General features: G+C 41.7%; 17 protein-coding genes. 6 read left to right on the top strand and 11 right to left on the bottom strand.

Translation table 11 applies throughout. From position 1 onward, the window contains the following. Positions 1 to 22: 22 nt before the first annotated feature. Positions 23 to 1453 carry an L-serine ammonia-lyase gene (locus LX99_RS16915; RefSeq protein WP_109608946.1) on the top strand — a complete coding sequence of 477 codons (1431 nt, stop codon included), beginning with the start codon at positions 23 to 25 and terminating at the stop codon, positions 1451 to 1453. A gap of 138 nt (positions 1454 to 1591) precedes the next feature. Here LX99_RS16915 and LX99_RS16920 read toward each other — a convergent pair whose 3' ends face one another. The 3 genes from LX99_RS16920 to LX99_RS16930 all read right to left on the bottom strand — a co-directional run bounded on the left by LX99_RS16920 (position 1592) and on the right by LX99_RS16930 (position 5350). Beyond that, a complete protein-coding gene (locus tag LX99_RS16920) occupies positions 1592 to 2722 on the bottom strand; it encodes a TlpA disulfide reductase family protein (RefSeq protein WP_109608947.1) in 1131 nt (376 codons plus the stop codon). A gap of 202 nt (positions 2723 to 2924) precedes the next feature. Further along, positions 2925 to 4112 (bottom strand): TlpA disulfide reductase family protein, encoded by a 1188-nt coding sequence (locus LX99_RS16925; protein WP_146203149.1) that lies wholly within the window; start codon positions 4110 to 4112, stop codon positions 2925 to 2927. A gap of 56 nt (positions 4113 to 4168) precedes the next feature. Further along, positions 4169 to 5350, bottom strand: a complete 1182-nt coding sequence (locus tag LX99_RS16930; protein WP_109608949.1) for a formimidoylglutamase — start codon at positions 5348 to 5350, stop codon at positions 4169 to 4171. Positions 5351 to 5575: 225 nt separating this feature from the next. On the opposite strand from LX99_RS16930, the gene LX99_RS16935 reads away from it, so the two are divergent. Continuing rightward, positions 5576 to 6544 (top strand): NAD-dependent epimerase/dehydratase family protein, encoded by a 969-nt coding sequence (locus LX99_RS16935; protein ID WP_109609050.1) that lies wholly within the window; start codon positions 5576 to 5578, stop codon positions 6542 to 6544. A 5-nt stretch (positions 6545 to 6549) separates the two neighbouring features. Here the strand turns inward: LX99_RS16935 and LX99_RS16940 are convergent, their stop codons facing one another. After that, positions 6550 to 6846: a HigA family addiction module antitoxin gene (locus tag LX99_RS16940; RefSeq protein WP_109608950.1), complete on the bottom strand. Its 297-nt coding sequence runs from the start codon at positions 6844 to 6846 to the stop codon at positions 6550 to 6552. Between the two features lie 83 nt (positions 6847 to 6929). Here LX99_RS16940 and LX99_RS16945 point away from each other — a divergent pair, with 83 nt between their 5' ends. After that, entirely contained in the window at positions 6930 to 8219 is a 1290-nt protein-coding gene (locus LX99_RS16945) for an HAD-IB family phosphatase (protein ID WP_109608951.1), read from the top strand. Positions 8220 to 8402: 183 nt separating this feature from the next. Here the strand turns inward: LX99_RS16945 and LX99_RS16950 are convergent, their stop codons facing one another. Continuing rightward, entirely contained in the window at positions 8403 to 8876 is a 474-nt protein-coding gene (locus LX99_RS16950) for a universal stress protein (protein ID WP_170122729.1), read from the bottom strand. Between the two features lie 77 nt (positions 8877 to 8953). Here LX99_RS16950 and LX99_RS16955 point away from each other — a divergent pair, with 77 nt between their 5' ends. The 3 genes from LX99_RS16955 to LX99_RS16965 all read left to right on the top strand — a co-directional run bounded on the left by LX99_RS16955 (position 8954) and on the right by LX99_RS16965 (position 14678). Then, positions 8954 to 9907 (top strand): tryptophan 2,3-dioxygenase family protein, encoded by a 954-nt coding sequence (locus tag LX99_RS16955; RefSeq protein WP_109609051.1) that lies wholly within the window; start codon positions 8954 to 8956, stop codon positions 9905 to 9907. A gap of 205 nt (positions 9908 to 10112) precedes the next feature. Beyond that, the gene (locus tag LX99_RS16960; RefSeq protein WP_109608953.1) at positions 10113 to 11183 is read left to right on the top strand and encodes a branched-chain amino acid aminotransferase; all 1071 of its coding nucleotides are present in this window, start codon (positions 10113 to 10115) and stop codon (positions 11181 to 11183) included. A gap of 324 nt (positions 11184 to 11507) precedes the next feature. Continuing rightward, positions 11508 to 14678 (top strand): ATP-dependent helicase, encoded by a 3171-nt coding sequence (locus LX99_RS16965; RefSeq protein WP_245927952.1) that lies wholly within the window; start codon positions 11508 to 11510, stop codon positions 14676 to 14678. 389 nt (positions 14679 to 15067) lie between these two features. Here LX99_RS16965 and LX99_RS16970 read toward each other — a convergent pair whose 3' ends face one another. The 6 genes from LX99_RS16970 to LX99_RS16995 form a co-directional block, all read right to left on the bottom strand. After that, on the bottom strand, positions 15068 to 17920 hold the full coding sequence (locus LX99_RS16970; RefSeq protein ID WP_109608954.1) for a type I restriction endonuclease subunit R: 2853 nt from the start codon (positions 17918 to 17920) through the stop codon (positions 15068 to 15070). 92 nt (positions 17921 to 18012) lie between these two features. Next, complete coding sequence (locus LX99_RS16975) at positions 18013 to 18825, bottom strand: tyrosine-type recombinase/integrase (protein WP_109608955.1); 813 nt, start codon at positions 18823 to 18825, stop codon at positions 18013 to 18015. Continuing rightward, positions 18744 to 19088, bottom strand: coding sequence for a restriction endonuclease subunit S (locus tag LX99_RS16980; RefSeq protein WP_109608956.1), 345 nt, complete (start codon positions 19086 to 19088; stop codon positions 18744 to 18746). The genes LX99_RS16975 and LX99_RS16980 overlap by 82 nt, the downstream gene beginning before the upstream one ends. A 40-nt stretch (positions 19089 to 19128) precedes the next feature. Then, positions 19129 to 20688: a type I restriction-modification system subunit M gene (locus tag LX99_RS16985; RefSeq protein WP_109608957.1), complete on the bottom strand. Its 1560-nt coding sequence runs from the start codon at positions 20686 to 20688 to the stop codon at positions 19129 to 19131. Positions 20689 to 21456: 768 nt separating this feature from the next. Next, positions 21457 to 22881, bottom strand: coding sequence for an argonaute/piwi family protein (locus LX99_RS16990; RefSeq protein WP_109608958.1), 1425 nt, complete (start codon positions 22879 to 22881; stop codon positions 21457 to 21459). Continuing rightward, entirely contained in the window at positions 22878 to 24269 is a 1392-nt protein-coding gene (locus LX99_RS16995) for a DUF4062 domain-containing protein (RefSeq protein ID WP_109608959.1), read from the bottom strand. The genes LX99_RS16990 and LX99_RS16995 overlap by 4 nt, the downstream gene beginning before the upstream one ends. Positions 24270 to 24279 lie beyond the last annotated feature (10 nt).

Consider the following 24279-nt stretch of genomic DNA (forward strand, 5'->3'; position numbering starts at 1 on the left):
ATTATAGTTAATTTTAACCCCGATGCAGCAAAGAGAACAGATTTCGGTTTTTGATATGTTTAAGATAGGCATAGGCCCGTCAAGTTCGCATACGCTTGGTCCCTGGCGTGCCGCGCAACAGTTTGTTCAATCGCTTGATGAGCAGGGCGCTTTGCCGCTGGTGCAGCAGGTTAAAATATTGCTGTACGGCTCGCTGGCTAAAACGGGCGTTGGGCATGGTACAGATATAGCTATATTGTTAGGCCTGAGCGGTGATGACCCGGTTACTTTTGAGGTTGACCAGGTAACACCTAAAATAGCGCATATCAAAACATCCCATCAATTAATACTGGGCGGTATGCTGCCGGTAAGTTTTTACGCCGATGATGATCTGTTGTTCCTTTTTAACGAAAGCCTCCCCTATCATCCTAACGCGGTAACCTTCCAGGCATTTCTGAATAACGGCAGGGCTGTATCCGAAACCTATTATTCAATTGGCGGCGGTTTTGTGGTAAAGGAAGGCGCTTCGGGCCAAACCAAGGCCGAGGTTGACCTGCCCTTCCCGATTGATACCGCGTCTGAACTGCTGCACTGGTGTATCAAAACCGGCCTACGAATATCTGAAGTTGTGGCCGAGAACGAACTGGCCTGGCGCAGCGAGCAGGAAACCCGTACAGGCATACTCAATATTTTCAAGGTGCTGAAAGAGTGTATTTACCGCGGTTGCCATACTACCGGCCAGCTTCCCGGCGGCTTAAATGTGGCCAGACGCGCGGCTAAGTTGAATGCCCGGCTTATCGGCAACCATCAATACAGTAATTATGACGAGTGGGTGGTGGCTATCCGCGCTACCGGCGATAGTTTTAAAAACACTTTGGATTGGGTAAGCTGTTTCGCGCTGGCCGTAAATGAAGAGAATGCATCGTTTGGCCGTGTGGTTACCGCCCCAACCAATGGTGCCGCCGGTGTGATCCCGGCTGTACTGCAATATTATATAGCCTTTTGCGGGGGCGATACCGAACAAAAAATAATTAACTTTTTATTCACCGCCAGCGAGATTGGCAGCATCTTTAAAAAGGGGGCAACCATATCGGCGGCCATGGGCGGCTGCCAGGCCGAAATCGGCGTATCGTCGGCCATGGCGGCGGCGGCATTAACCGAATGCATGGGGGGCACCCAACGCCAGGTGCTCATGGCCGCCGAAATTGCCATGGAGCATCACCTCGGCCTCACCTGCGACCCGATTGGCGGCCTGGTACAGGTACCCTGCATCGAACGCAACACCATGGGTGCCATCAAAGCTATCACAGCTTCGCAACTGGCGCTGCAAAGCAACCCCGAAAAAGCCAAAGTAAGTTTAGATGCCGTGGTGAAAACCATGTGGCATACCGCGCTGGATATGAACTCGAAATATAAAGAAACCAGCGATGGGGGGCTGGCTATCAATATCCCCATCAGCCTGCCTGAGTGTTAGGTTATATCCTTGTAAATCCAACAAAAAAAGCAGCTTTCCGGGCGGCTTATTTCAGGCGCTTAAAACCAAACAAAAAGCCTTAACAAACTGCTAAGGCTTTTCGGGTCAATGATTAAATGACTTGATTAACCCGGGATATTATATCTTACCGAATATTTCTGCCAGTTTATTCTGCAAATCCTCGCCACGAAGGTTTTTGCCGATGATCTTCCCTTTAGGATCTACCAGAAAGTTTTGGGGAATAGCACGGACCGCATATAGTGCAGCCACCTTGCTGTCCCAGAATTTAAGGTCGGATACATGGTTCCAGGTCAGGCCATCCTGGTGGATAGCGGCTAACCATTTATCTTTGGCGTTCTGCCTATCCAACGATACGCCAAGGATAGTAAAATTTTTATCTTTATAAGCTTTGTAGGCTTTCACCACGTTAGGGTTTTCTCCACGGCAGGGGCCGCACCATGATGCCCAGAAATCGATCAGCACATATTTACCGCGGAATGACGACAGGCTCACCATTTTACCGGCGGTATCAGCCTCGGCAAATTCAGGAGCCGTTGCGCCTAAGGCTACTGCCTTTAATTTGGGTAAGCGCTCGCCAAATTTTTTACCGGCCTCAGTTGCTTTGATAGCCGCCGACAGGCCGTTGTACAGTGGCGCTATATCCACATAATCAGCGCTGTAAGCATATGATTCAAGCGCGTTCAGGCTTACATACGAATCGGGGTTTTCCTGGATAAATTTTTTACTGAGCTGCGCGTCCAGATCGTCAATTTTCTTCTCTTCGGCGTTTAAGGCGCTTAACTGATCGGGGGTGGCGGTTTTACGCTTAGCTTCCAAAGCTTCGTACGCGTCGTTAACCGGCTTTTTGGCCAAACGGAGTTTTTGGTTATCGTTATTGGTTTTAGTGCCGCTAATAACCGCATCGGCAACCTTATCGTCGGTACTTACATTGATGGTGCCTGGCTCAAGATACACGGAGTGATAATCTTCAGAGGCATTCATTCCGCTGCCTTTGGTATTAACCAGGATATAGGCATTTATGGGGGTGTTGCCTACCTGGCCGGTAAATTTAAAATTGCCTTCGTGCAGTACAGCCGAATCAACTACCAGTTTTTTGTCTTTATCGCGATATTCGACGTAAACCTTGGCAGGCGCGTTGTAGTTACCAATTTTACCTTGTATGGTGTAAGGCGCGGTTTGGGCGAAGGCCATGGCAGGTACCCCTGCCAAAGCGGTTAATGTGATTTTTTTTAATGAGGTCAAGTTCATTCTGCAATATAACGGCTTGCAGGCAAATAAATTTAATTGTTTGCAAAAAATTACAATTTGCTCAGAAGCCTATAAAGATGTTTGATGCAGAGAGGCCTCACACGCTTCTCTACAAGGAAAAAGGCGTCATTGCTTTGTTCAATGACACCTTTTTTATTTTTCTCATTAAGTGAGCCACTCACCTGATCAACTCACTCACCAATCAATTATATTTCCCGAACAGTTGTTCAAGTTTAGCGTCAAGGTCATCGCCACGCAGATTTTTAGCGATGATCTTACCCTGCGGATCGATCAGGAAGTTTTGAGGAATGGATGTTACCGAATATAAGGCAGCGGCCTGGTTATTCCAGAATTTCAAATCAGATACCTGTGTCCAGGTCAGGCCATCGTTTTTAATAGCGGCTAACCATGCGGCTTTACCGTCGGGCCTATCCAGCGATACGCCGATAATAGTGAAGTTTTTATTTTTAAACCGCGCGTAATTACGTACAACGTTAGGGTTTTCCTGGCGGCAGGGGCCGCACCATGATGCCCAAAAATCTATCAGCACATATTTACCCCTGAACGATGAAAGCTTTACCGGGTTGCCGTTAACATCGTTCTGGATAAAATCCGGGGCTTCGGCACCAATGGCCGTAACCCTTAACGCGTCTAACTGCACCTTCATCATTTTACCCGCCTCGGTATCTTTAATATTTTGCGATAATGAATTGAACAGCGGATCAATTTCCGACGGATCAGGCGCAGGACCACTTACCGAAGTAAGCGCCAGCAAGCTCAGGTAGCTACCCGGGTTGGCGATAATAAAACTTTTAAGTATTGTTTTTTGCTCGGCCTGCAGCAGTTTGTATTTTGCCTGGATAGCGTTACGGAAAGCGGCCGATTTTTGCTGCTCGGCGGTAGCGGCCTTGGCTTCGGCCATCAGCTTTTCGGCCTTTGCATTGATCACTTTAAGCTGCGCCTGCAATTTGATATTATCAAGGTTAAGCTGCGAACCGGTGATCTGCGCGTTATCTATCGAATCTTTACTGGTGATAGTGATCGTACCCTTTTCAAGGAAGAAATCGAGGTCATCAGCGGTTTTTGAAATCAGCGCTCCGTTATCAGCATATTTGTAAGCGGTTTCAAGATATTTATCAAGCGGCAAACCTTTATAGTTGATAACTATAGTAGCATTTACCGGGTTAATGATCTCGCCTTTAAAAGTAAAAACACCATTTACCACATCGGCCGAATCGGTAACTTTATTAGCGCCAAGCTGGTAAAACAAGTGCGCTTTGGCCGGGGTGGTAACATTGCCCAGTTTACCGTTGATGATAAAGGTATCGGTAGTTTGCGCAAATGTTGCCAGGGGCAGCAGGAAAAAAAGATAAAAAAGTAATTTCTTCATTAAAATAAAACTATACGCTTTGCTAAACGCACCGCGCCGGTTAAAAGTATTGATAATCAGTTTAATTTTTGGTAAGTACGCCACCAAAGGTCTGGTAATTCGCCGGATGTGGCCGTTTTATAGTCGGCATAGCTGCAGGGCACGAGGTGAAAACGTTCATTAGGCGAACCCGACGAAGGGTACGGTACCTGCATCCACCAGCGATCTGATTTTTTGCTTTTTACAAACACCACTTCCTGGTCTTCGTGGGTGAGGCTGGTTTTATAAATCAGGTATTGCGATTTAGGGTTAAGCGGAAAATCGCGCTTGCGGTTATAAAAGCCATCAATAAAATACCAGATCATTTGCGCAAGCTGCCAGGCCGTTTGCCCGTTGCTGTCATAAGCCGGGTTAAACTCATAAAAGCCTATCGAGGTAAGCTTATCGTTAAAACCGGCATACCTGCAAAGCTGGCAGGCCTCTTCACCGTAAAAGCCGTTAGGGGTAGCGTTGGCATTACCCATCGCATCGGCCACACGTATAGCGCCTATATCAAAGCTGATCATGCTGGCATTGCGGATGGCGGGTTCTGTAACAGCGATATTACCGCTTAGCTCGCCGAGGCGGTGTACATCAAAATATAGCTTGTCCATTACCCTTAAGCTGTCCTGGCTTGCAAAATAAGTTTGATAACCTAAATTACTGAAGTTAAACAGGTAATTAGGCTCATGCAGGAAGATCTTATTAAGATAGGAGTTGGAGGTGGTTTCTATACTATCGCCATGGTTATCCTCGTCAAGGTCAAAATGCGAATCGATCACTACCAGGTCAACCTTTTGCTCCAGCTCTTCATAGCCCATATATTGAGCGTAGGTAATATCCTGGCCGCCCCCCAAAATAACCGGGATGATATCTTTTTTAATCAGTTCGGCAACTACAGTTTTTACCGCGAAATAGGTATCCGTAACTTTCTCGCCTGCGCGGATATTACCCAGATCAGCTATTTTAACGTTATAAGCGCCTTCATTAAGCAGGTACAGCTTTTCGCGGATGTAATCAGGACCGAGCGAGCATCCGGGGTTGCCAATTGCGTTCCTGTCGTCCATTACACCGATAATGGCGATATCTGTTTTCTCTTCCAGGTCGGGAAAATCAACGGAGTAATGCACAATTTTATCGCCAAGCTGGCTGGTATAATAGCCTTTTTTAGGGGCTATCTTTTTAAGATCAATCGGCGTAAAAAAATCAGCTAACGACATAGTTTATTGATGTGCAAATATGCAGATATTTAAGCTTAAAGCCGAAGGCTTAAAGCAGAAAGCTTTGTTGAGCTGAATGCCGAAGCAAAAGGCAGAAAGCTTTTTTATTGTTTGTATGAGCTTTTAAATCTTTTTTTGCTTTAAGTGTTTAGCTTTTGCCTGTTCTTCCGTGCTTTAAGCATTCAGCCTTCGGCTTTCAGCTACAAAAAATTGCATATTTGCATCATGATCTTAATTACGGGCGCTACCGGTTTTCTTGGGGCTGAGTTGGCCAAGCTTTTAATAACTACCGGCAACCATGTTCGTTGTACAAAAAGGGCATCTTCTGTTATTCCCGCATTGCTGGTTCCTTTTGGCGGTAGCATTGAGTGGGTAGATGCCGATATGATGGATATTTTCGCCCTTGCTGATGCATTGGATGGCGTTACCCAGGTTTATCATTGCGCGGCATGGGTATCTTTAAAGCAGGCCGATAAAAAGAAAATGATCAATACCAATGTAACCGGTACGGCTAATTTGGTTAACCTATGTGTTGAACGGGGAATCAGGATGGTTCACGTCAGTTCAATAGCAGCAATTGGTTCTGCCAAGCCCGGCGAACTGATTACCGAAAATCATCACCTGGAACAATCCACAGAAAATGACGGCTACGCCATATCCAAGCTGGAAAGCGAAATGGAAGTTTGGCGCGGCATTGCCGAAGGGTTAGACGCCGTTATTGTAAACCCCGCCTTAATTATCGGTGCAAGCGCGGGTGCGGAAGGCAGCGGCGCATTATTTAAAACCGTGCGTAACGGCCTTAAGTTTTATACATCCGGCGGCATTGGCTTTGTTGATGTGGAGGATGTAGCCAAAAGCATGGTAGCGTTAATGAACAGCGATATTACAGCGCAACGTTACATCATCAGCGCCGAAAACCGTGATTATAGAGGTATGGTAACCGAAATTGCGGATGGCTTTGGCGTGAAGCGGCCATCTTTTTTTGCCAAACCATGGGTTATGGAACTGGCCTGGCGCGGAGCTTCGGCTATCGCGGCGATAACAGGTGGTGTACCGGCTATTGATAAGGTTTCGGCACAAACCGCATCGTTAACCCGCAAGTTTGATAATTCAAAAATTAAGAAGGCAATCGGCATCGAGTTTAAGCCGATAAGCAAGACCATAACGGAGATTTGCGCGGCATTAAAACAATAATTTATTTATGCCGACAGCTCTTCAGCTTTAGCGATAAATAAATCGCATTCCATTTGCAGGCCTAACCAGTAACGAGAACTGATGCCTAAGAATTTTTCAAGCCTTACGGCAAGTTTGGCAGAAATATTTCGTTTACCCGCGAAAATCTCACTTAAGTGATGTGGTAAGATATGCAAAGCACTGGCAACATCCTTTTTAAGGATGCCGCGTTCTTCTATTTCTTCCAGCAAAAACTCGCCGGGATGAAATGCCTCTATTTCAATGTCATTACCATTATGATCTAATATCTGATTATTCATCATATAACTCGCTAAATGTAAATTAAGATTTAATCTACAAACTCCCTATACTTCCTCAGCGAATTTTTTGCACCTTTGCACCCAAGATGGAACAGTACTTTATTATTGATTTCGACAGCACCTTTACACAGGTGGAGGCCCTTGATGAACTGGCCCGGATCTCCCTCAAAAACCGCCCAGACCGCGAGGATATCTACAAGCAAATTGAGGATTTGACGAACGCATCGATGGAAGGCCGCTTATCATTCACCGAAAGCCTGGAGCGCCGTGTAAAACTGCTTAACGCCAATCGCGATCATTTAAAGCAACTCATCAGCCATCTTAAAAAGAAGGTTTCTACCTCTTTTTCGCGCAATACCATCTTCTTTAAAAACCACCAGGACGAGGTTTTGATCGTTTCGGGCGGCTTTAAAGAATTTATTACGCCGGTAGTTACCGAGTACCATATCAAAAAAGAAAACATCTACGCCAACACTTTCGTGTTCGACGAAGAAGGCAATATTACAGGTTACGACCGTGAAAACCCGCTATCCCAGGAAGGCGGTAAGGTAAAGCTTTTAAAAGAGCTGCAGCTGCCCGGCGATATCTACGGCATCGGCGATGGTTACTCTGATTTCCAACTGAAGGAATCGGGCATGATCAAAAAATTCTTCGCTTTTACCGAGAATATCGAGCGTAAATCGGTAGCCGAAAAAGCAGATCACGTTACCCCAAGTTTTGACGAGTTTTTATACCTGAACAAACTTCCACGCGCTATCTCTTATCCCAAAAACCGGATTAAATGCTTAGTGGTAGGTACTGTTAACGATGAGGCTGTAGGCTTGTTAAAGAAAGAGGGGTATAACATCCGGCACCGCGAGGCTATTGAAGAAAGCTACCTCGAAGAAGCCGGTGTATTATTTTGCGATGAAGACCATCAACCAAGCGTTGAGCAGGTGCAAAATGCAGGCCGTTTAAAAGTCATAGGCGTATTTGGCCGCTGTAACCGCAAACTGGCCGATGCCGCAACGGATAGTGGCATCATCATTTTCGACGACCCTAAGCATAACCCTCACAATATCGATTTTATCCCCAAACGGGTAATGGCTTTCATGAACGAGGGAAAAACGCATACGAGCTGTAACTTTCCTGATTTGCAGCCGCCGCGCGTTAATAACGCCCACCGTTTAATTCACATTCACAAAAACGTGCCGGGTATCCTGGCTAAGATCAACGATGTATTCGCACGTCACAATATCAATATCGTTGGTGAGTTTTTGGTGACCAACCCGCAGATAGGATATGTAATTACCGATGTGAACACAGGTTACGACACCGAGGTATTAAACGAACTAAAAGCCATTGAGCATACCATTAAATTCAGGTTGCTGTATTAATAAATGTTTGATGTAGAGACGCATCACATGCGTATTTTTAGGACAAGCCTCTTGTATGATTTTACCGTAGTTACTTTGTACGCGGGAGACGGATATTATGTGTCTCTACATAAAAAATAAAATGAGCACCGGGTTTTGAGCCTTTACAAAACTTTAACAAAACATCTCAAAACCCTGTATCCACTATTTTTTAAATGGAACTACCAATACCGGTATCTCCGAGTGTTTGATCACATCATCGGCAACATTGCCTAAAAACCATTTATCGATGCCGGTGCGCTGGTGTGTGCCCATCACTATCAAATCGGCATTGAAATTTATCGCGCACTCTATAATACCATTGGCCGTTAAGCCGTGTTCGGTAAATTTTGATACCTCGAGCCCTTCACCAAAAGCTAAACGCGCGCGTTCCAGGATAACGGTAGAACGTTCGGTTTCTATATTTTCCAGTTCTATGGCTTCCTGTAAGCCAACCGAGGTTTCGAAGGGCATGCCGGTAAGGGTATCGGTTGTATCAGTTACCGGCATTACCGGTTCAACCACATGTACAAGCCCAACCCCGGCGTTATAAGTTTGCGCTATATCAAAACCATATTCGGCAGCGTGCTGTGAAAACTCGCTCTCATCAATGCAAATGAGTATTTTCCTGATTTTCATGGTATAAAAATTTTGCATAAATATAACAACCATTTACCGATATGTTTTCACGGCTCACTATTTTATTACCTTTGTTTATGCATTTTTCCGCCGAAATAGACGACCGACTGACCCGCCTGCAAGAAAAGTACGAAGCCATGGGCCAGGATATGAATTCATACCTGGACGGCCTGCTTTACGCCGATTTTTTAACCTACTGGGATTATATTCACCTGGATACCCTGCTTAGCCTGCAAAGCCCTAAAACACCGTTCCCCGACGAAGAGATTTTTATCATCTATCACCAGATCACGGAGTTGTATTTTAAACTGGCCCTGCACGAGTGCAGGCAGATTGCCGAAGCGGAACATCTTACCCTCGAGTTTTTTACGGCCCGGCTGAAACGCATTAACCGCTATTTCGGCGCATTAACCCATTCGTTTGAGATTATGGTTGACGGGATGGAGAAGGAGCAATTCCTGAAATTCAGGATGTCATTACTTCCTGCCAGCGGTTTCCAATCGGGTCAGTACCGGATGATCGAGATCTATGCTACCGATTTCATTAACCTGGTAGCTAAAGATAAACGCGACGAATTGAGAAATGCCTCTGTTGAAGAGCAGTTTGAATACCTGTATTGGAAGTTCGGAGCTACAGAATTATCTACCGGTAAAAAAACATTGACACTGAAACAGTTCGAAAAAAAGTATTCAAAAACTTTTATTGAGCTGGGTAAAGCCGCCGCGACACGTAATTTCAATACGCTGGCCAAACGCTTTGAGGCAGAAGGTCAGTTAACCTTTGAACTAAAAACCGAACTAAGGCAACTGGATATCAATGTAAACGTGAACTGGCCGCTTTCGCATTACAAATCGGCAGTGCGTTACCTTAACCGCGAACCGGAAGATATCAAGGCCACCGGTGGCACCAACTGGCAAAAGTATTTACCGCCCCGTTTTCAGAAAAGGATCTTTTACCCATGGGTATGGACCGATGAGGAAAAGGATAACTGGGGCAAAGCCTGGGTTGATGACGTGCTGAGCAGTTTATAAACGCACAAGGGGCTGCAATTTCACTTTTTGGATTGCCTGTCAATGCGGCTCAACACTTGCAAACCACCGCTGATAAACGCCTCAATAATATTGTCAAAATGATGCTTTTATGTGTGGTAATCACCAATTGTGAGTACATTTTTTTGGCATAGGGCATAAAAATGCCTACCTTGCCATTTTCTATAATTTATTAATTTTTAACGCCATGACCGAGACATTGGACATCAAGATCAGCAGGACCACTGCTTCCCGTTTGGAACAAACGGATTTCGACAACTTACCTTTTGGAAAAACTTTTTCTGACCACATGTTTGTGGCCGATTACGCGGACGGTGAATGGAAAAATCTCTCGGTCATTCCTTACGGCGAAATTGGTCTCAGCCCAGCTATCTCTGCACTTCATTACGGACAAGCATTTTTTGAAGGCCTGAAAGCCTATAAACATGCCGACGGAAAGATCACCGTTTTCCGCCCGGATAAAAACGCTATCCGTTTTAATAAATCGGCCGAAAGGCTTTGCATGCCTGCTTTGCCTGAAGAAATTTTCCTGCAAAGTATAGCTACTTTAGTTGATATCGACCGTGACTGGGTGCCTTCACAGCCCAACCACTCGCTGTATATCCGTCCGTTTATGTTCGCTACCGATCCATATTTGGGCGTAACACCGTCATCAACTTATAAATACATGGTTTTGGTAGGCCCGGTTGGTCCGTATTTTTCAAAACCATTACGTGTTAAAATTGAAACGCATTATACCCGCGCTGCCGAAGGTGGTATGGGCTACGCCAAAGCTGCCGGCAACTACGGAAGCTCGATGCTACCCGCCCGTAAAGCTGCGGAAGAAGGTTTCGACCAGCTGATCTGGACCGACGCCAAGGAGCATAAGTTTATTGAAGAAATGGGAGCCGCCAACGCGATGTTCCTGTTAGACGGCAAACTGATCACTGCCGAAGCAAAAGATACCATCTTAGACGGCGTAACCCGTGATACCGTTATCGCATTAGCTAAAGAATGGGGCATCCCGGTTGAGGAGCGCAAGGTTTCGGTAGCCGAGATTATTGAAGGCGCTAAAAACGGCAAACTAACCGATGCTTTCGGTGCCGGTACTGCCGCTACTATCGCTCCTGTAGCCTCAATCAGCTACGAAGGTGAAGAGTACATCCTGAGCGATCCGCAAACACGCGAGTTCTCTAAAAAGGTATTCGATACGCTTGATGCCATTAAATACGGCTTAGCACCAGATACCCATGGTTGGAACTATTTGGTTAGCGAATAATCAGCCAAATATAATAAAACACAAAACGCCCCGGGATTTTCCGGGGCGTTTTGTGTTTTATTGAATTATCGGTACCGTCGCTCGGCTATCAGCCGGGTGGCAACTATCCAAAGGCCTCCGGCCTGCATGCGTAATATGGTTCGGGCAGAGGCCGTGCGGTAGTTGCCACCCGGCTGGAATCCGAGCGTCTGAAAAAAGGCTTACATCTAATTTGTGAATTGAGTCTATGTTCGGTGTTTTCACCATAGCCGTTAACCTAAGGAAATATCATATTTATCAGGATACCTGCAAATGCCGTGATACCTTTTTTATCTTTACTAAAATATGATGCAACCTACATTCAATAAATATAACAACAAATTCAGGGAAGCCTTAGCCGGATTAAACCCCGAGCAGTTGGCGGCGGTTAATAAAATGGACGGACCGGTGCTGGTAGTTGCCGGGCCGGGAACAGGTAAAACCCAGATCCTGGCTGCGCGCATCGGCAAGATCCTGACTGATACCGATGCCGCCCCCAACGAGATTTTGTGCCTAACCTATACCGATGCCGGCGCGGTGGCCATGCGTAGACGCCTGTTTGAATTTATAGGCCCCGATGCATACCGCATTAACATATACACCTTCCACGCTTTTTGTAATGAAATTATCCAGGAGAACCTCGAATACTTCGGCAAGCTGAACCTCGAACCGCTTTCGGATCTTGAATCGGCCATGCTCTTCAGGGAACTGGTTGATGAGTTCCCGAACGATCACGTGCTAAAGCGTTTCACCGGCGATATTTATTATGATGTGCCGCGGTTAAAAAGCCTGTTCAGCACCATGAAGCGCGAAAACTGGGATGCGGAAATGATTGAGCGGGCGGTGAACGATTACCTGGAAGATTTGCCCAACCGCGAAGAATTTATTTATAAACGCGCCAATGCGAAAGCAGGCATTAAAGTTGGCGACCCGAAACAGAAAGACATCGACGCGGCGCATGATGTAATGAAAAAGCTGCTGGCGGCGGTTGGCGAATACCAGAACTACGCTGAAAAAATGAAAGCCCGCGGCCGGTATGATTATGATGACATGATCATCTGGGTGCTGCGCGCCTTTCGCGATAACGAAGAAATTTTGCGCAGGTACCAGGAACGGTATCAGTATATTTTGGTGGATGAGTTTCAGGATACCAGCGGATCGCAAAATGAGCTGCTGCGCTTTTTGTTGAATTACTGGGATACACCCAACGTTTTTGTAGTGGGCGATGATGATCAGTCGATCTTCAAGTTTCAGGGGGCCAACATGAAAAACATCCTTGATTTTGCCAACGATTACGTAGATAGCCTGTATACCGTTGTATTAAAACACAACTATCGCTCCAACCAGCATATCCTTGACATATCCAAGGCCTTGATCGACAACAATTTTGAACGGTTAACCAGTCAGCTCAACCTCGATAAAGCGTTAAAGTCGTCACATCCGCGGTTTAATGATCTGCTGGTTGAACCTGTGATCAGGGAGTACGAAAACCCGGATAAAGAATTGGTTGATGTATCCTTACAGATCAAAAAACTGGTGGCAAATGGTGTAGCCCCGGGCGAAATTGCAGTGATTTACCGCAACCACAGCCAGGTGGAAGAGATGATCAAATTTTTAAACGTGCAAAAGATCCAGGTAAACACCAAACGCAAAATTGATGTGCTGATGGATCCCTTCGGCGAAAAGATCATCAATATTTTGCGCTATTTGGCTATGGAGCTCGATTCGCCGTATAGCGGTGATGAATTATTGTTCGAAATCATGCACTATGATTTTTTCAACATCCCCCCTATCGAAATTGCCAAGGCCAGCGTAGCCGTATTTAAAGAAAACTTTGGTACGCTTGCCTATAATCAGCCTAAAACATCTATCCGCAGGTATGTGAGCGAGTTGAAGCCGCCCGCACAGACAGACCTGTTTAAACCCGACCAACAGGAAGCCATGCGCTTTCTGGTGCGCTATATCGATGATCTGCTAACCATAGCCGTAAGCGAAACGCTGCAAAAGCTGTTTGAAAAAGTGATTGCTAAAATGGGCATTCTGAAATACATTATGCAGCAGGAGGATAAAGGCAGCTACATGCAGATGCTCACCAGCTTTTTTGATTTTTTAAAAGATGAAAGCCGCAAAAAGCCAGATATCAGCCTTGCCGATCTGATAGCCACTATCGAGATGATGAAAAAACACGGCATCAGGCTGGAGCTTAACCAAACCATATTTTCGGAGAATGGGATCAATTTTCTTACGGCCCACGGCTCGAAAGGTTTGGAGTTTGAGCATGTATTTTTTATAGGCTGCGACAAACGCACCTGGGATATAAAAGGCCGCAATAGTGGTTTTGGCTTTCCGGATACGCTTACGCAATCAACAGCTGATGATATTGCCCAAAAAGAGGAGGCCCGTCGCCTGTTTTATGTGGCTGTTACCCGCGCAAAACAGCACCTTGCGATATCTTACGCGGGTAAAGATAAAAAGGGAAAAGACCAGGAAGCAAGCCAGTTTGTGGGCGAAATTCTGGCCAGTACCAGTCTGCAGGTTCAATATCCCAAAGTTGCCGAAAGCGACATGATCGATTTTGAACTGACGCAGTATCATGAAGATGATAAGCCCAAGGTTGAGTTATTGGATAGAAACTACATTAATCAACTGCTGCAAAACTATACGCTTTCGGTAACGCATTTAAGCAGCTACCTCGATTGCCCATTGCGGTTTTATTTTCAATGCCTGATCCGGGTGCCGGCAGGTAAAAGTCCATCGGCTACTTTTGGGCAGGCGGTTCACTGGGCCTTAAATAAAACTTACCGCCAGTTAAAAGATAACGACAATGAGTTTTTAACTACCGAAAATTTTATGCGCGAGTTTAGATGGTACATGGCCCGCAACCGCGATTCGTTCACCAAAGATGAGTTTAAACTTCGTTCGGCCTATGGCGAAAAGATCCTGCCGCCGTATTACGAACAAAACGTATCAAATTGGAATAAAATAGCGGTTACGGAACGCTCCATCAAGAATATTGAGGTAGCGGGCGTACCTATTAAAGGCAACCTGGATAAAATTGAGTTCGACGGTAAACAAGCAACCGTTGTTGATTATAAAACAGGGAAGGTTAAAAACGCCAAAGAAAAACTGATGCGCCCAACCGTCGATCTCCCAAATGGCGGCGACTACTGGCGGCAGGCCGTTTTTTATAAGATATTGATTGACCACGACCGGCAAACCGACTGGCAGGTGATCAGCACCGTATTTGATTTTGTGGAGCCCGATGGCGAAGGTAAATATTACAAGGAGAAATTTGTGATAACCCCGGAGGATGTAGAAACAGTAACCGGGCAAATTAAAGATACCTACACCCAGATCATGGCCCATAACTTTAATACCGGCTGCGGCAAAAAGGAATGCGATTGGTGCCATTTTGTAAAAAGCAATTTTAAACAGGCTGATGGAATTTTGAGTATTGTTGCAGAGGAAGAAGAATAGCTTTTTAGACATTCAATCACATGTGCTTTAAAGACAGGCGATTAACCCCTTTCTGGCGAGTCAGGCCGAAAATCGAAATGACTCACCGAATTACTCACCAAAAATTTACGAATTGGCGTATAAAACAGTGCCTGGGTTAAAAATTAAAAGCCTGATTTCGTGCAAAATACAGGCTTTTAGAGTTTTTCAGTATGAAAATCAGCGGAGAGGGAGGGAAATTAACTATAGGCTTTTTTAAGCCTTTAAGCCATATTTTGGCTTGTTTTTATTTGCGGTGCCACAAAATTGCCACAAATATTAGCCTAATAAATCTCCCTGAAATATCTTCAAAAGCTTCCTGCACGGAAGCCGACTTAATTTAAAGAACGATATAGTTTATGTCAAATATTTTATACTGCGATCCCACTAACGAAGGTGTCAACAAAATTTAAAATCTTGGTCAATATTCTATCTCCAACTTCTTTGGATTTCAGGATACTTGGTCGCCCTTCAATCCTAAGATCCAGGACATCATTCCGTAAAGGCTCGCGTTCTGCAAACAAATAATTCTCTATTAGTCTTTCAGTTTTTTCTTCCGAGAGGTTTTCGTCATCTATCAATACTTTCAAAGCTTTTTCTTGTTCTTTATTCCAAAACTTTTCAAATTCTTCGGGAATTGCATCAGAATCTTCGATATCAGGTAAACTCTCCTGAATGAACTTTTCAATCAATTCGCGTTTACTCCTTAGTGACACTTCTGTATTCAAAAGATTGAATATTTCTTCTTTAATATTTTTATCTTTTGAGTTTTGTTTTGATTTAATTAGCAATTGGAGTATATAGGTTACATTGATTGTATCTCTCCTGATCAGTTCTAACTCAAAATCAATATCATTTAAGATGGAGGTCTTTTCTATGGCGGGGCCGCCATTTATAGTCTCTTTTAAATCTAAATATTTACTCGTATAACCATCAAAAACCTGTTGCTCTATATCCAGGTCATCCCAGGTAAATTCTGTATAATGGCTCATTTTTTTATGTAAACGAATCATCGCCCTGAAAGCCAATATAAATTTTAACTTACCTTCTTCGCTGTATAAATCATCAACACTGTCAATCTGGGGTGCAATATCTATTAATTTCTGGACAGCCTGGTTAAATTTTTCAACGTAGGTTTCATACGGTTCAACAATAATTTCGTCAATAGCCTCCTTGTTACTAAATAGAGCTATTGCTTCGTCTGTTTTATCTTTTAGATTACGGAAGCAAACTATGTTCCCCTGCGTTTTATTCTTGTTTAAAATTCGATTAGTACGGCTAAAAGCCTGTATCAATCCATGATACTGAAGATTCTTATCGACGTATAATGTATTAAGATGCTTGCTGTCAAAACCCGTCAAAAACATGTTTGCCACAAGAAGAATGTCGGTCTCATTGTTTTTAGACTTCTTTGCAACAGCATTATAGTAATTATAAAATCCCTCTGTGTCACGAACATTTTCAGCCATGCCAAACATACTATTAAAATCCCGCACATAGCGCTCCAGAAGTTCACGCCTATGTGGTGTATAGCCATATTCGGCTTGTGGTTCGGCAGCAATATTATATTGGTTCAATACATTGCTTTCAATTTCTTCTTCATTTTGGGCGTAGCTAAAAATCGTTGTAATTTTTAGATTGTGCTCGCCCTTTAGCTTTTTACGATTGAAAATCTCATAGTATTGGATAACTGCATCAATATCCTGGACACACATCATAGCACAAAAGTTCCTGCTTTGTGTTTTTTGGTCGTGGTACTGAATGATATAATCTACAATAGCTTCCTTACGCTTAGGGGATTCAAACACTTCTATTTCATCAATTTCTTCTACCTTCAGGTCAATGATATGCTCTTTCTGTTTAAATGTCTGTATATATTCAACTGAAAATTTCAGCACATTTTCATCCCTTATAGCATCGGTAATTACATACTTATGCAGGCATTTGCCGAACAGGCTCGATGTTGTTTTCTCACCGTTTGCGTTTTCAGCCAATATAGGTGTACCGGTAAAACCAAAAAGCTGAATGTTGGTAAAATAGCCTACTATATTGCTATGGGTATCACCGAATTGTGAACGATGGCATTCATCAAAAATAAATACCATCCGCAGGTCTTTTATGGCTTTCATTTTAGAAAGATTCCTGCCTGATATTGCATTATTCAGCTTTTGGATAGTCGTAACTATAATTCTAACATTGGGGTCGTTAAATTTTTGTATAAGGTCATCAGTATTTGTGGCGGAGCTTACTGAACCTTTACTAAACTTCTCGTACTCCTGATTGGTCTGATAATCCAGATCTTTCCTGTCTACTACGAATACAACTTTTTTAATCGTAGGGATTTTTGATAAAATTTGGCTGGCCTTGAAACTTGTTAAAGTCTTACCACTACCCGTGGTATGCCATATATAACCATTTTTTTCAATGTTGTAGCCGTTTAATATTTGATTGTCGGTGACTTTCTTTATAATACTTTCAACGGCGTAATACTGATACGGGCGCATTACCATTAGCCTTTTGTCAGTTTCGTTCAGCACGATGTATTTGCAAATCATTTTGCTGACGTGGCAAGGTTCAAGAAAAGCGTCTGTGAATCCGTTCAGTATATTATTTAATGGCTTATTGTTCTCATCTGTCCAATGGAAGGTTTGGAGATATTCCTGAGGGTTAGTGCCGAAATTACTAAAGTATTTGGTGTTAACTCCGTTACTGATAATAAATAATTGCACAAAATGGAATAAACCTTTACCCGCGCCAAAGCTATGTTTTTGATAACGGTTTATCTGGTCAAAAGCCTCTTTCATTTCTAAGCCTACTCTTTTAAGCTCGATCTGTACTAAAGGCAAACCGTTAATGAGTATGGTTACATCATAACGGTTACTGTATTTTCCTTCCTGCTCAATTTGATTGATAACCTGGTATTCATTCTGGCACCAGTGTTCAACGTTTAGAAACTCGAAATAAAGGTTATCTCCATTATCCCTGATTATATGTTGCCGCTCCCTTAGTGTCCTGGCCTTTTCAAATACGGAACCTTTATTAAGAATGTTTAATATCTTATCAAATTCAGCGTCACTAAGCGTAATATTATTGTGCTTTTCGAGCTGCGCTTTGAGGTTGATGATTAATGATTTCTCATTTGGAATGGTAACATATTTATAGCCCAACTTTTGCAACTGGGCGATTAGTTTTTCCTCTAAAACCTGTTCGGATTGCTTACTCAAAATAATTGTGAATTAGGAGATTGGTATTATTGCTAAACAAATTTAATAAAATAAGTATTACACTTCCCCACCTCCTAATCCATAATTACAGCTTATCTCAGTGTTTTAAACATTTGCTCAATCGCTTTCTTTTTTTGTTCCATATTGGGATGAACATATAGGTTTAAAGTAGTGCTGATATTTGAATGACCAAGAAGCACACTTACGGTTTTATAATCACATTTACTTTCGATGCATCTTGTAGCAAAACTGTGTCTAAGCCCATGAAATTTAAGTTCCGGCATTTTTAAATCTTTCATCAAATTCTTATAATAACTCCTATAGGTCCGCGGTTCAGTTGGTTTAACGTCATTGGTTAATATGAAGAATGATGGATTTACAATTTTTTTGAAGGGTTTTAATATTCGTAAGAGATCTTTGCTTAGAGGAATCTCTCGGATTGAATTTTTGGTTTTGGGAGTATCTAATATAAGTTCAGTTCGCCGTACGCCATCTTCTATAACGTATATCCGCTGTATGGTTTGTCTTACATTTATGATGCCCGTGTCAGTATCTACATCTTTCCAGGTTAAGGCGCAAACCTCGCCTATTCGCATGCCGGCGCTAAGGCATATATACACTCCCAAATTACGAAAGGTAAAATGCTCTTGTATATAGTTCATTATTTTTTTCTGGTCAGCACGGCTGAGTATTTCCATGCTTTGACTTTCCCGTACAGTTGGAAACTGTATGTCAAAAGGGGTATAATTTACCCATTTCTTTTTCGCGCCAAACTTCAATATCATTTTAAGGACTATCAGAATGTCTTTAATAGTTTTCTGGCTTAGGCCAGATTCCAGCTTTTGAAATACAAAATTTTGAACATCAGCTTCCTCAATTTCATATTTTTTACCAAATGCAGGCAATAAATGGTTTTCTGTGAGGAGTAAATATTAATAGTACCTTTTCTCCCAATACAAACACTTTCGCCCTCATATATATATTCATTCACATAGGTCATTAAACCACCTGTTCCAAATACAGGAACCTCGCCGCTTGATAGATGTTTATAATCACGCCCACTTCCAATTGTAAGTACTTCCTTCAATATCTTTTCCTCCCATTCGTCACCAAACTCCGGAAATCTCAAATTAGGAACCTTACCCGCACTTTTATTTTCTTTTGCCATCTCGACTATTCAATTTTCGTTAGTAATTGCATTAAGGATATTAAAAAACAAGTCCTAATTCCTTAAAATACACCTCAATCTCCTCATCAAGTTTTGCTCTTTGTGCTTCAAGCTCCTTAATTTCTCGCATTACGGCTTGGATATCAATTTCTTCCTCTTCTTCAAAGGTGTCCACGTAACGCGGAATATTCAGGTTATAATCATTATCTGCTATTTCGTTTAACGTTGCTAAGTGACTGTATTTTTCTATAACCGTCCTGTTGCGGTAGGTATCAACAATTTTGGTAATATGCTCTTCACGAAGCATATTTTGGTTTTTAACCTTCTCAAAATCTTTACTTGCATCAATAAATAAAATATCGTCCGGTGTCTCCCTGCATTTCTTAAACACCAGGATACAAGTAGGAATGCTCGTGCCGTAGAATATATTAGCCGGTAAGCCTATTACAGCATCTAAATAATTTTTCTGCTCAATCAGGTACCTGCGAATATGTAGCTCTGCTGCACCGCGGAATAAAACACCGTGAGGCAACACAATAGCCATCGTACCATTTTCTGCAAGATGGTAGATCATATGCTGCACAAACGCAAAATCTGCTTTACTTGAAGGAGCTAACTTACCATATTGACTGAAACGGTCGTCACTTAAAAATAAAGGGTTGGCACTCCAGTTTGCAGAAAAAGGCGGATTGGCCACGATGGCCTCGAATGGCATATCGTTTAAGTGCTGGGGGTGCTCAAGTGTATCTTCCTGCTTAATATCAAATTTTAAGTAATGTACGCCATGCAGTATCATATTCATCCGGGCGAGGTTGTAAGTAGTACGGTTCATCTCCTGGCCGTAGAAGTTGGTGACGTCTTTTACCTCCCGGGCTACCCGTAGTAATAAGGACCCCGACCCACATGTTGGATCATATACCGACTTCAATCTGTTCTTACCGGTAGTAACGATCTTTGCCAAGATTTTAGAAACTTCCTGGGGCGTATAAAACTCTCCGGCTTTTTTTCCAGCACCGCTAGCAAATTGGCCTATCAGATATTCGTACGCATCGCCCAATACATCAAGCTCTGTATGTTCAAGCTTAAAGTCAATCTCATCTAAATGTACAAGAACCTTTACTATAATGGCATTTCTCGCTTCTGCCGTTTTGCCGAGCTTAGTGCTATTTAAATCCATGTCCTCGAAGAGGTTATCAAAATCCTCTTCACTTTGAGTACCCATAGTACTCAACTGTATGTTGATCAGGATTTTTTGAAGATCCTCAAGTATAAATGTGTTAGTATCACTGTTTCCGCGCTTGGCAATTTCGCTAAAAAGTTCAGATGGCTTTAAAAAGTATCCTAAAGTTTCTAGTGACTCTTCACGAATAGCGTTGATATATTCTTGCCCTTCAGATGTATTCTCTTTTATTTCACGAAATTGAATATTGTCCTGCTTTAAAATGGAATTAGCATAGATTTCCATTTTCTCTGCCAGGTACTTATAAAAAATAAATCCAAGAATATAATCCCTGAATTCATCAGCATTCATTTTGCCGCGCAGCGTATTTGCAATATTCCAAAGCTGTTGCTCCAGTATCTTCTTTTGTTCTTCTGACATTTTATAAATATTAATTGGATAAGATTGAGGATTTATATTCTCAAATAAAATGCTAAAATACCTCTCTTTTGTCAGGCATGATTAAAAAAAGACTATAATTTTTTTATTAGTTACTTCGAAGTATTATTAATGATGGTAAATGTTAATTAAACTCTAAGTATTTAAAAACTCAAACCAAAAATTGTCAGCTATCTTAATTCAACCGATACTATTGCGGCTTGTATGTTTTCGAACAGTTTTTTTGGATGTAAAAAGTGCCATTATTCTGCCACAAAAGTTTGGGCACTTTTGAAAGATTTGTGAATGCCTATAAACGAAAATACCTTTAAATACTTCATAAATAGGCATTTAAAGGCATTTTAGAGATAGAAAACTTTATTCGCTAAATTTGATGGATTCGAACCCTTGAACCGTAAGAAAAATATGTTTATAATTGATTATCAATTAGTTGTGAAATTATAATAAGCATAAAAAAACCGAACTTTTAGGTTCGGTTTTATTTCGCGGAGAGGGAGGGAACGGAACTATCTTTGATTTTAGCCTTTTTTAGCTGTTTTTCAACGATTTTTATTAGTTGTGCCACGAAAATGCCACAAGATAGAACTACTCCCTAATAATATTTGAAAAGCTTCTGCAACGAAGCTTCTTGACTTTAAAGAACGATATAATTCGAATGAATACTTGTACACAAAATTACTAACTATTTTATATTCCACCTAACAATTTGTTTTAAACGTATTAGCTTGCTATCATTAAGTATTTATATGTCTACATGTAAAAAGCATATGATTCTTTAGGTTGTTCATTTTCTCCTAAATATTTCATTATTTCTCCAACACGTCTGGCACAGCCAATTGTAATAGGGTACTTGTTGTCAAATTGTGTGTTATTCCAATTCATTTTTGTTAAGCCCAGGATTTCATTGCAAACAGTTTTTACTGATGAGACAGAATCTAAAATCCGTACTTCTAAAGGAGCAGGAACATACATTCCTGGATATGTTTGATACTGATGAACTGAACCTCTTGTATAGAGTATATGTCTTTCCTCTGTCAAGGAAAAAACTGACCCTCTTACAGGTGGATATAAATTGTTTCTAAAGAAACGTAAATCGGTTTCCATCACAGTTACAATATCGTATTCTGTAATGCTTAAATCCTGCATTGCTTGTATAAAACCATCAAGTTCGTCTTCATAAAATTTTGAAGTCTTGTGTAACACTACCCTACCTGGCATTGTACCTGTGGCAAACTTATATTTATTTAAGGCATCTTTAAGAAGAATTAAAGACTGATCAAAAGTTAAATGAGGGCGTTTATCGTCTTTATCTTCCATTACGGGCGTTCCCCGCAGGATTACTCCTTTTCCATTTTCATTAAAGATCTGAGCTAAACTGGTTTGAATGGTCTTCTTGTCTCTGCTTTTATAGAACCCAATACCCACAAAACACACTTTTGGTTTATTCTCGTCAACATTTAATTTCCAAGGAATGGTTTGAAGTCCTTTGTAATAAAGTGCCGTGCAAAAATTCCAAGCTTTAGTTGCCGCATCCTGCGATTTGTTGTTGTCATGCAACACATACTCTCGCAATAACTGAATAGGAGTATTGTATTTCATTGCACGAGCCTTTAAAGCCCGTCTAAAATTTAATTCCAATTCCGGTTCACTGTTATCTTCCGCATCTTGCTCAACGGGTTCGTCGTCCTTATTTTCTTTTACAATTTTCCCTTCAAAACTTTTTGGAATTATACAAATGATAACATCGCAGTTTTTAATATCAGATAAAAAGCCTATGTTTTCTCCAAATAATTCTACTGCATCTAATACTTTTTTATCTCTGTCAGGCTCTTTAAGGATTCTTTTAACGTCATTAGGAGAAAGGATACGTTCATAATTTGAGTCGTAAATGAATTTTGCACAAAAACCTGTTTCCTGATTAAAGCCAGGAAAAGACTTGAACAAACCTTTTTGTTTTCCTTTAGGGTTTGCCGGAATGTAGCTTTCAAATCGCTTCAACCAACTTTTTAGATTTTCAACATCTTCCTCAATGCCAATTATGCCGAGCAATAATTGATTCTTCCGCGCTTCAATTACGGTATCGTAAACATTTAATTCTGCAATACCCTCCCTTGGACAAATACTTTTGCCTTTACCAAATAATAAAAAAGGTTCTTGTATATAATCTGCCTTCATATCCCAAATAAATCTACATTACCAATTTCGTCCATAAGCTTCTTCTGTGCTCCAATTGCTTCTAAATTGTTCCAAACAGAATCAGGAACTATTGGTGCAAAATCAAATTTCTCAATTTGCTCCAACTTCATAAAAGGATAGTCTTTGTATTCGGTGAATAATGATTCCATTTGTGAAGGCTGGAGATAGCGAAGAATAAAGTTATAATGATTAAATACGTGCATATTTCGCTCATTCTTTTTTAACCATTGAATGTTTTTATAAGCATAATCGCAAACTTTTAAATCGTTCCAAAGAAAAATCCATTCAGGTTTTAATGCTAGATACCAATCTCTATCAAAATTTTCAAAGCCGGTTTTAAATGCAAGACATCGCAGATTAAATACCTTGGATTTATCTTTTAAATCATACTTAACATCAACAACCTTTCTGGTTGCACTTTTTTTTGTTTTTGTCCACGACTGTGACCGGGGTTGCCATCTGTCTAAATCATCTTTTTGAATTGGCAAAAAAGCAAACAGTTTTTCGTTTTTAAACCATTTTATTTTAAGCTTGTGCAGTTTGGCCTCGAGGCATTTCTTTAGAAGGTATTTAAACTGGGATAAATGGTCTGCTGATGTATCATAAAACTCATCACAGGCAAAAGGTTCTGCCGTTCCTTTGTCAATGATCTTTGTTAAACCTATTGAATCATCTTGCAGATTATGAAAAGTTATGATTTTCCCATTCCAAATTAACCAGTCATGAGGAAATGAAATATTCCGCATATACAAAGCAGACACAGCGTAATCATGTAGGCTCGGTTTGTAGAATGGTCGCTTTCTTTCTTTATTATATTGCTTAACCGCATTTTTGTCAATATCCAAATCAGCGATGTATAGATGGCTTGGAAACTGAATTTTTACAAGGTTGGAGTAAACAAGCTCTGTCTTGTTGAAATATTGGCTTTGTTTTTTGTCTATCTCCGTTTTTAACGCCTTTTCTAATTCTAGTTCTAATTCAAAAGCATCATTTACTGTTTTACGGAAATAGTTAAATTCAACCCGTCTTTCAAATTCCTTTTGTAAATCCTCTTTTTGATAAGTGGTATTGATAACCAATATGGGAATGCCTTTACTTCTAGCAGTTTGATATTCCAATTCCGTAATCGATTCCTTGCCTTCGGGCTGCCAGCCATAACGACCACCTAAAATCAGCACATAAATATCCGATTCCATTACTTTACTTAGGCAGGCAGTAAGTGAATCTGTACTTAGTGCTTCCATAGTCTTTTCAGACATGACCGGAAATCCACCAACTTTACTCACAGCATTATAAGCGGCTGTTCTTTCGTTTGTCAAATCGAAAACTGTGCTACTTATAAATATCTTAGGTTGGGTGATGAACATAGTTTACAAA

It is taken from the genome of Mucilaginibacter oryzae (genome assembly GCF_003148845.1).
In the GTDB taxonomy this organism is placed as follows: Bacteria; Bacteroidota; Bacteroidia; order Sphingobacteriales; family Sphingobacteriaceae; genus Mucilaginibacter; species Mucilaginibacter oryzae.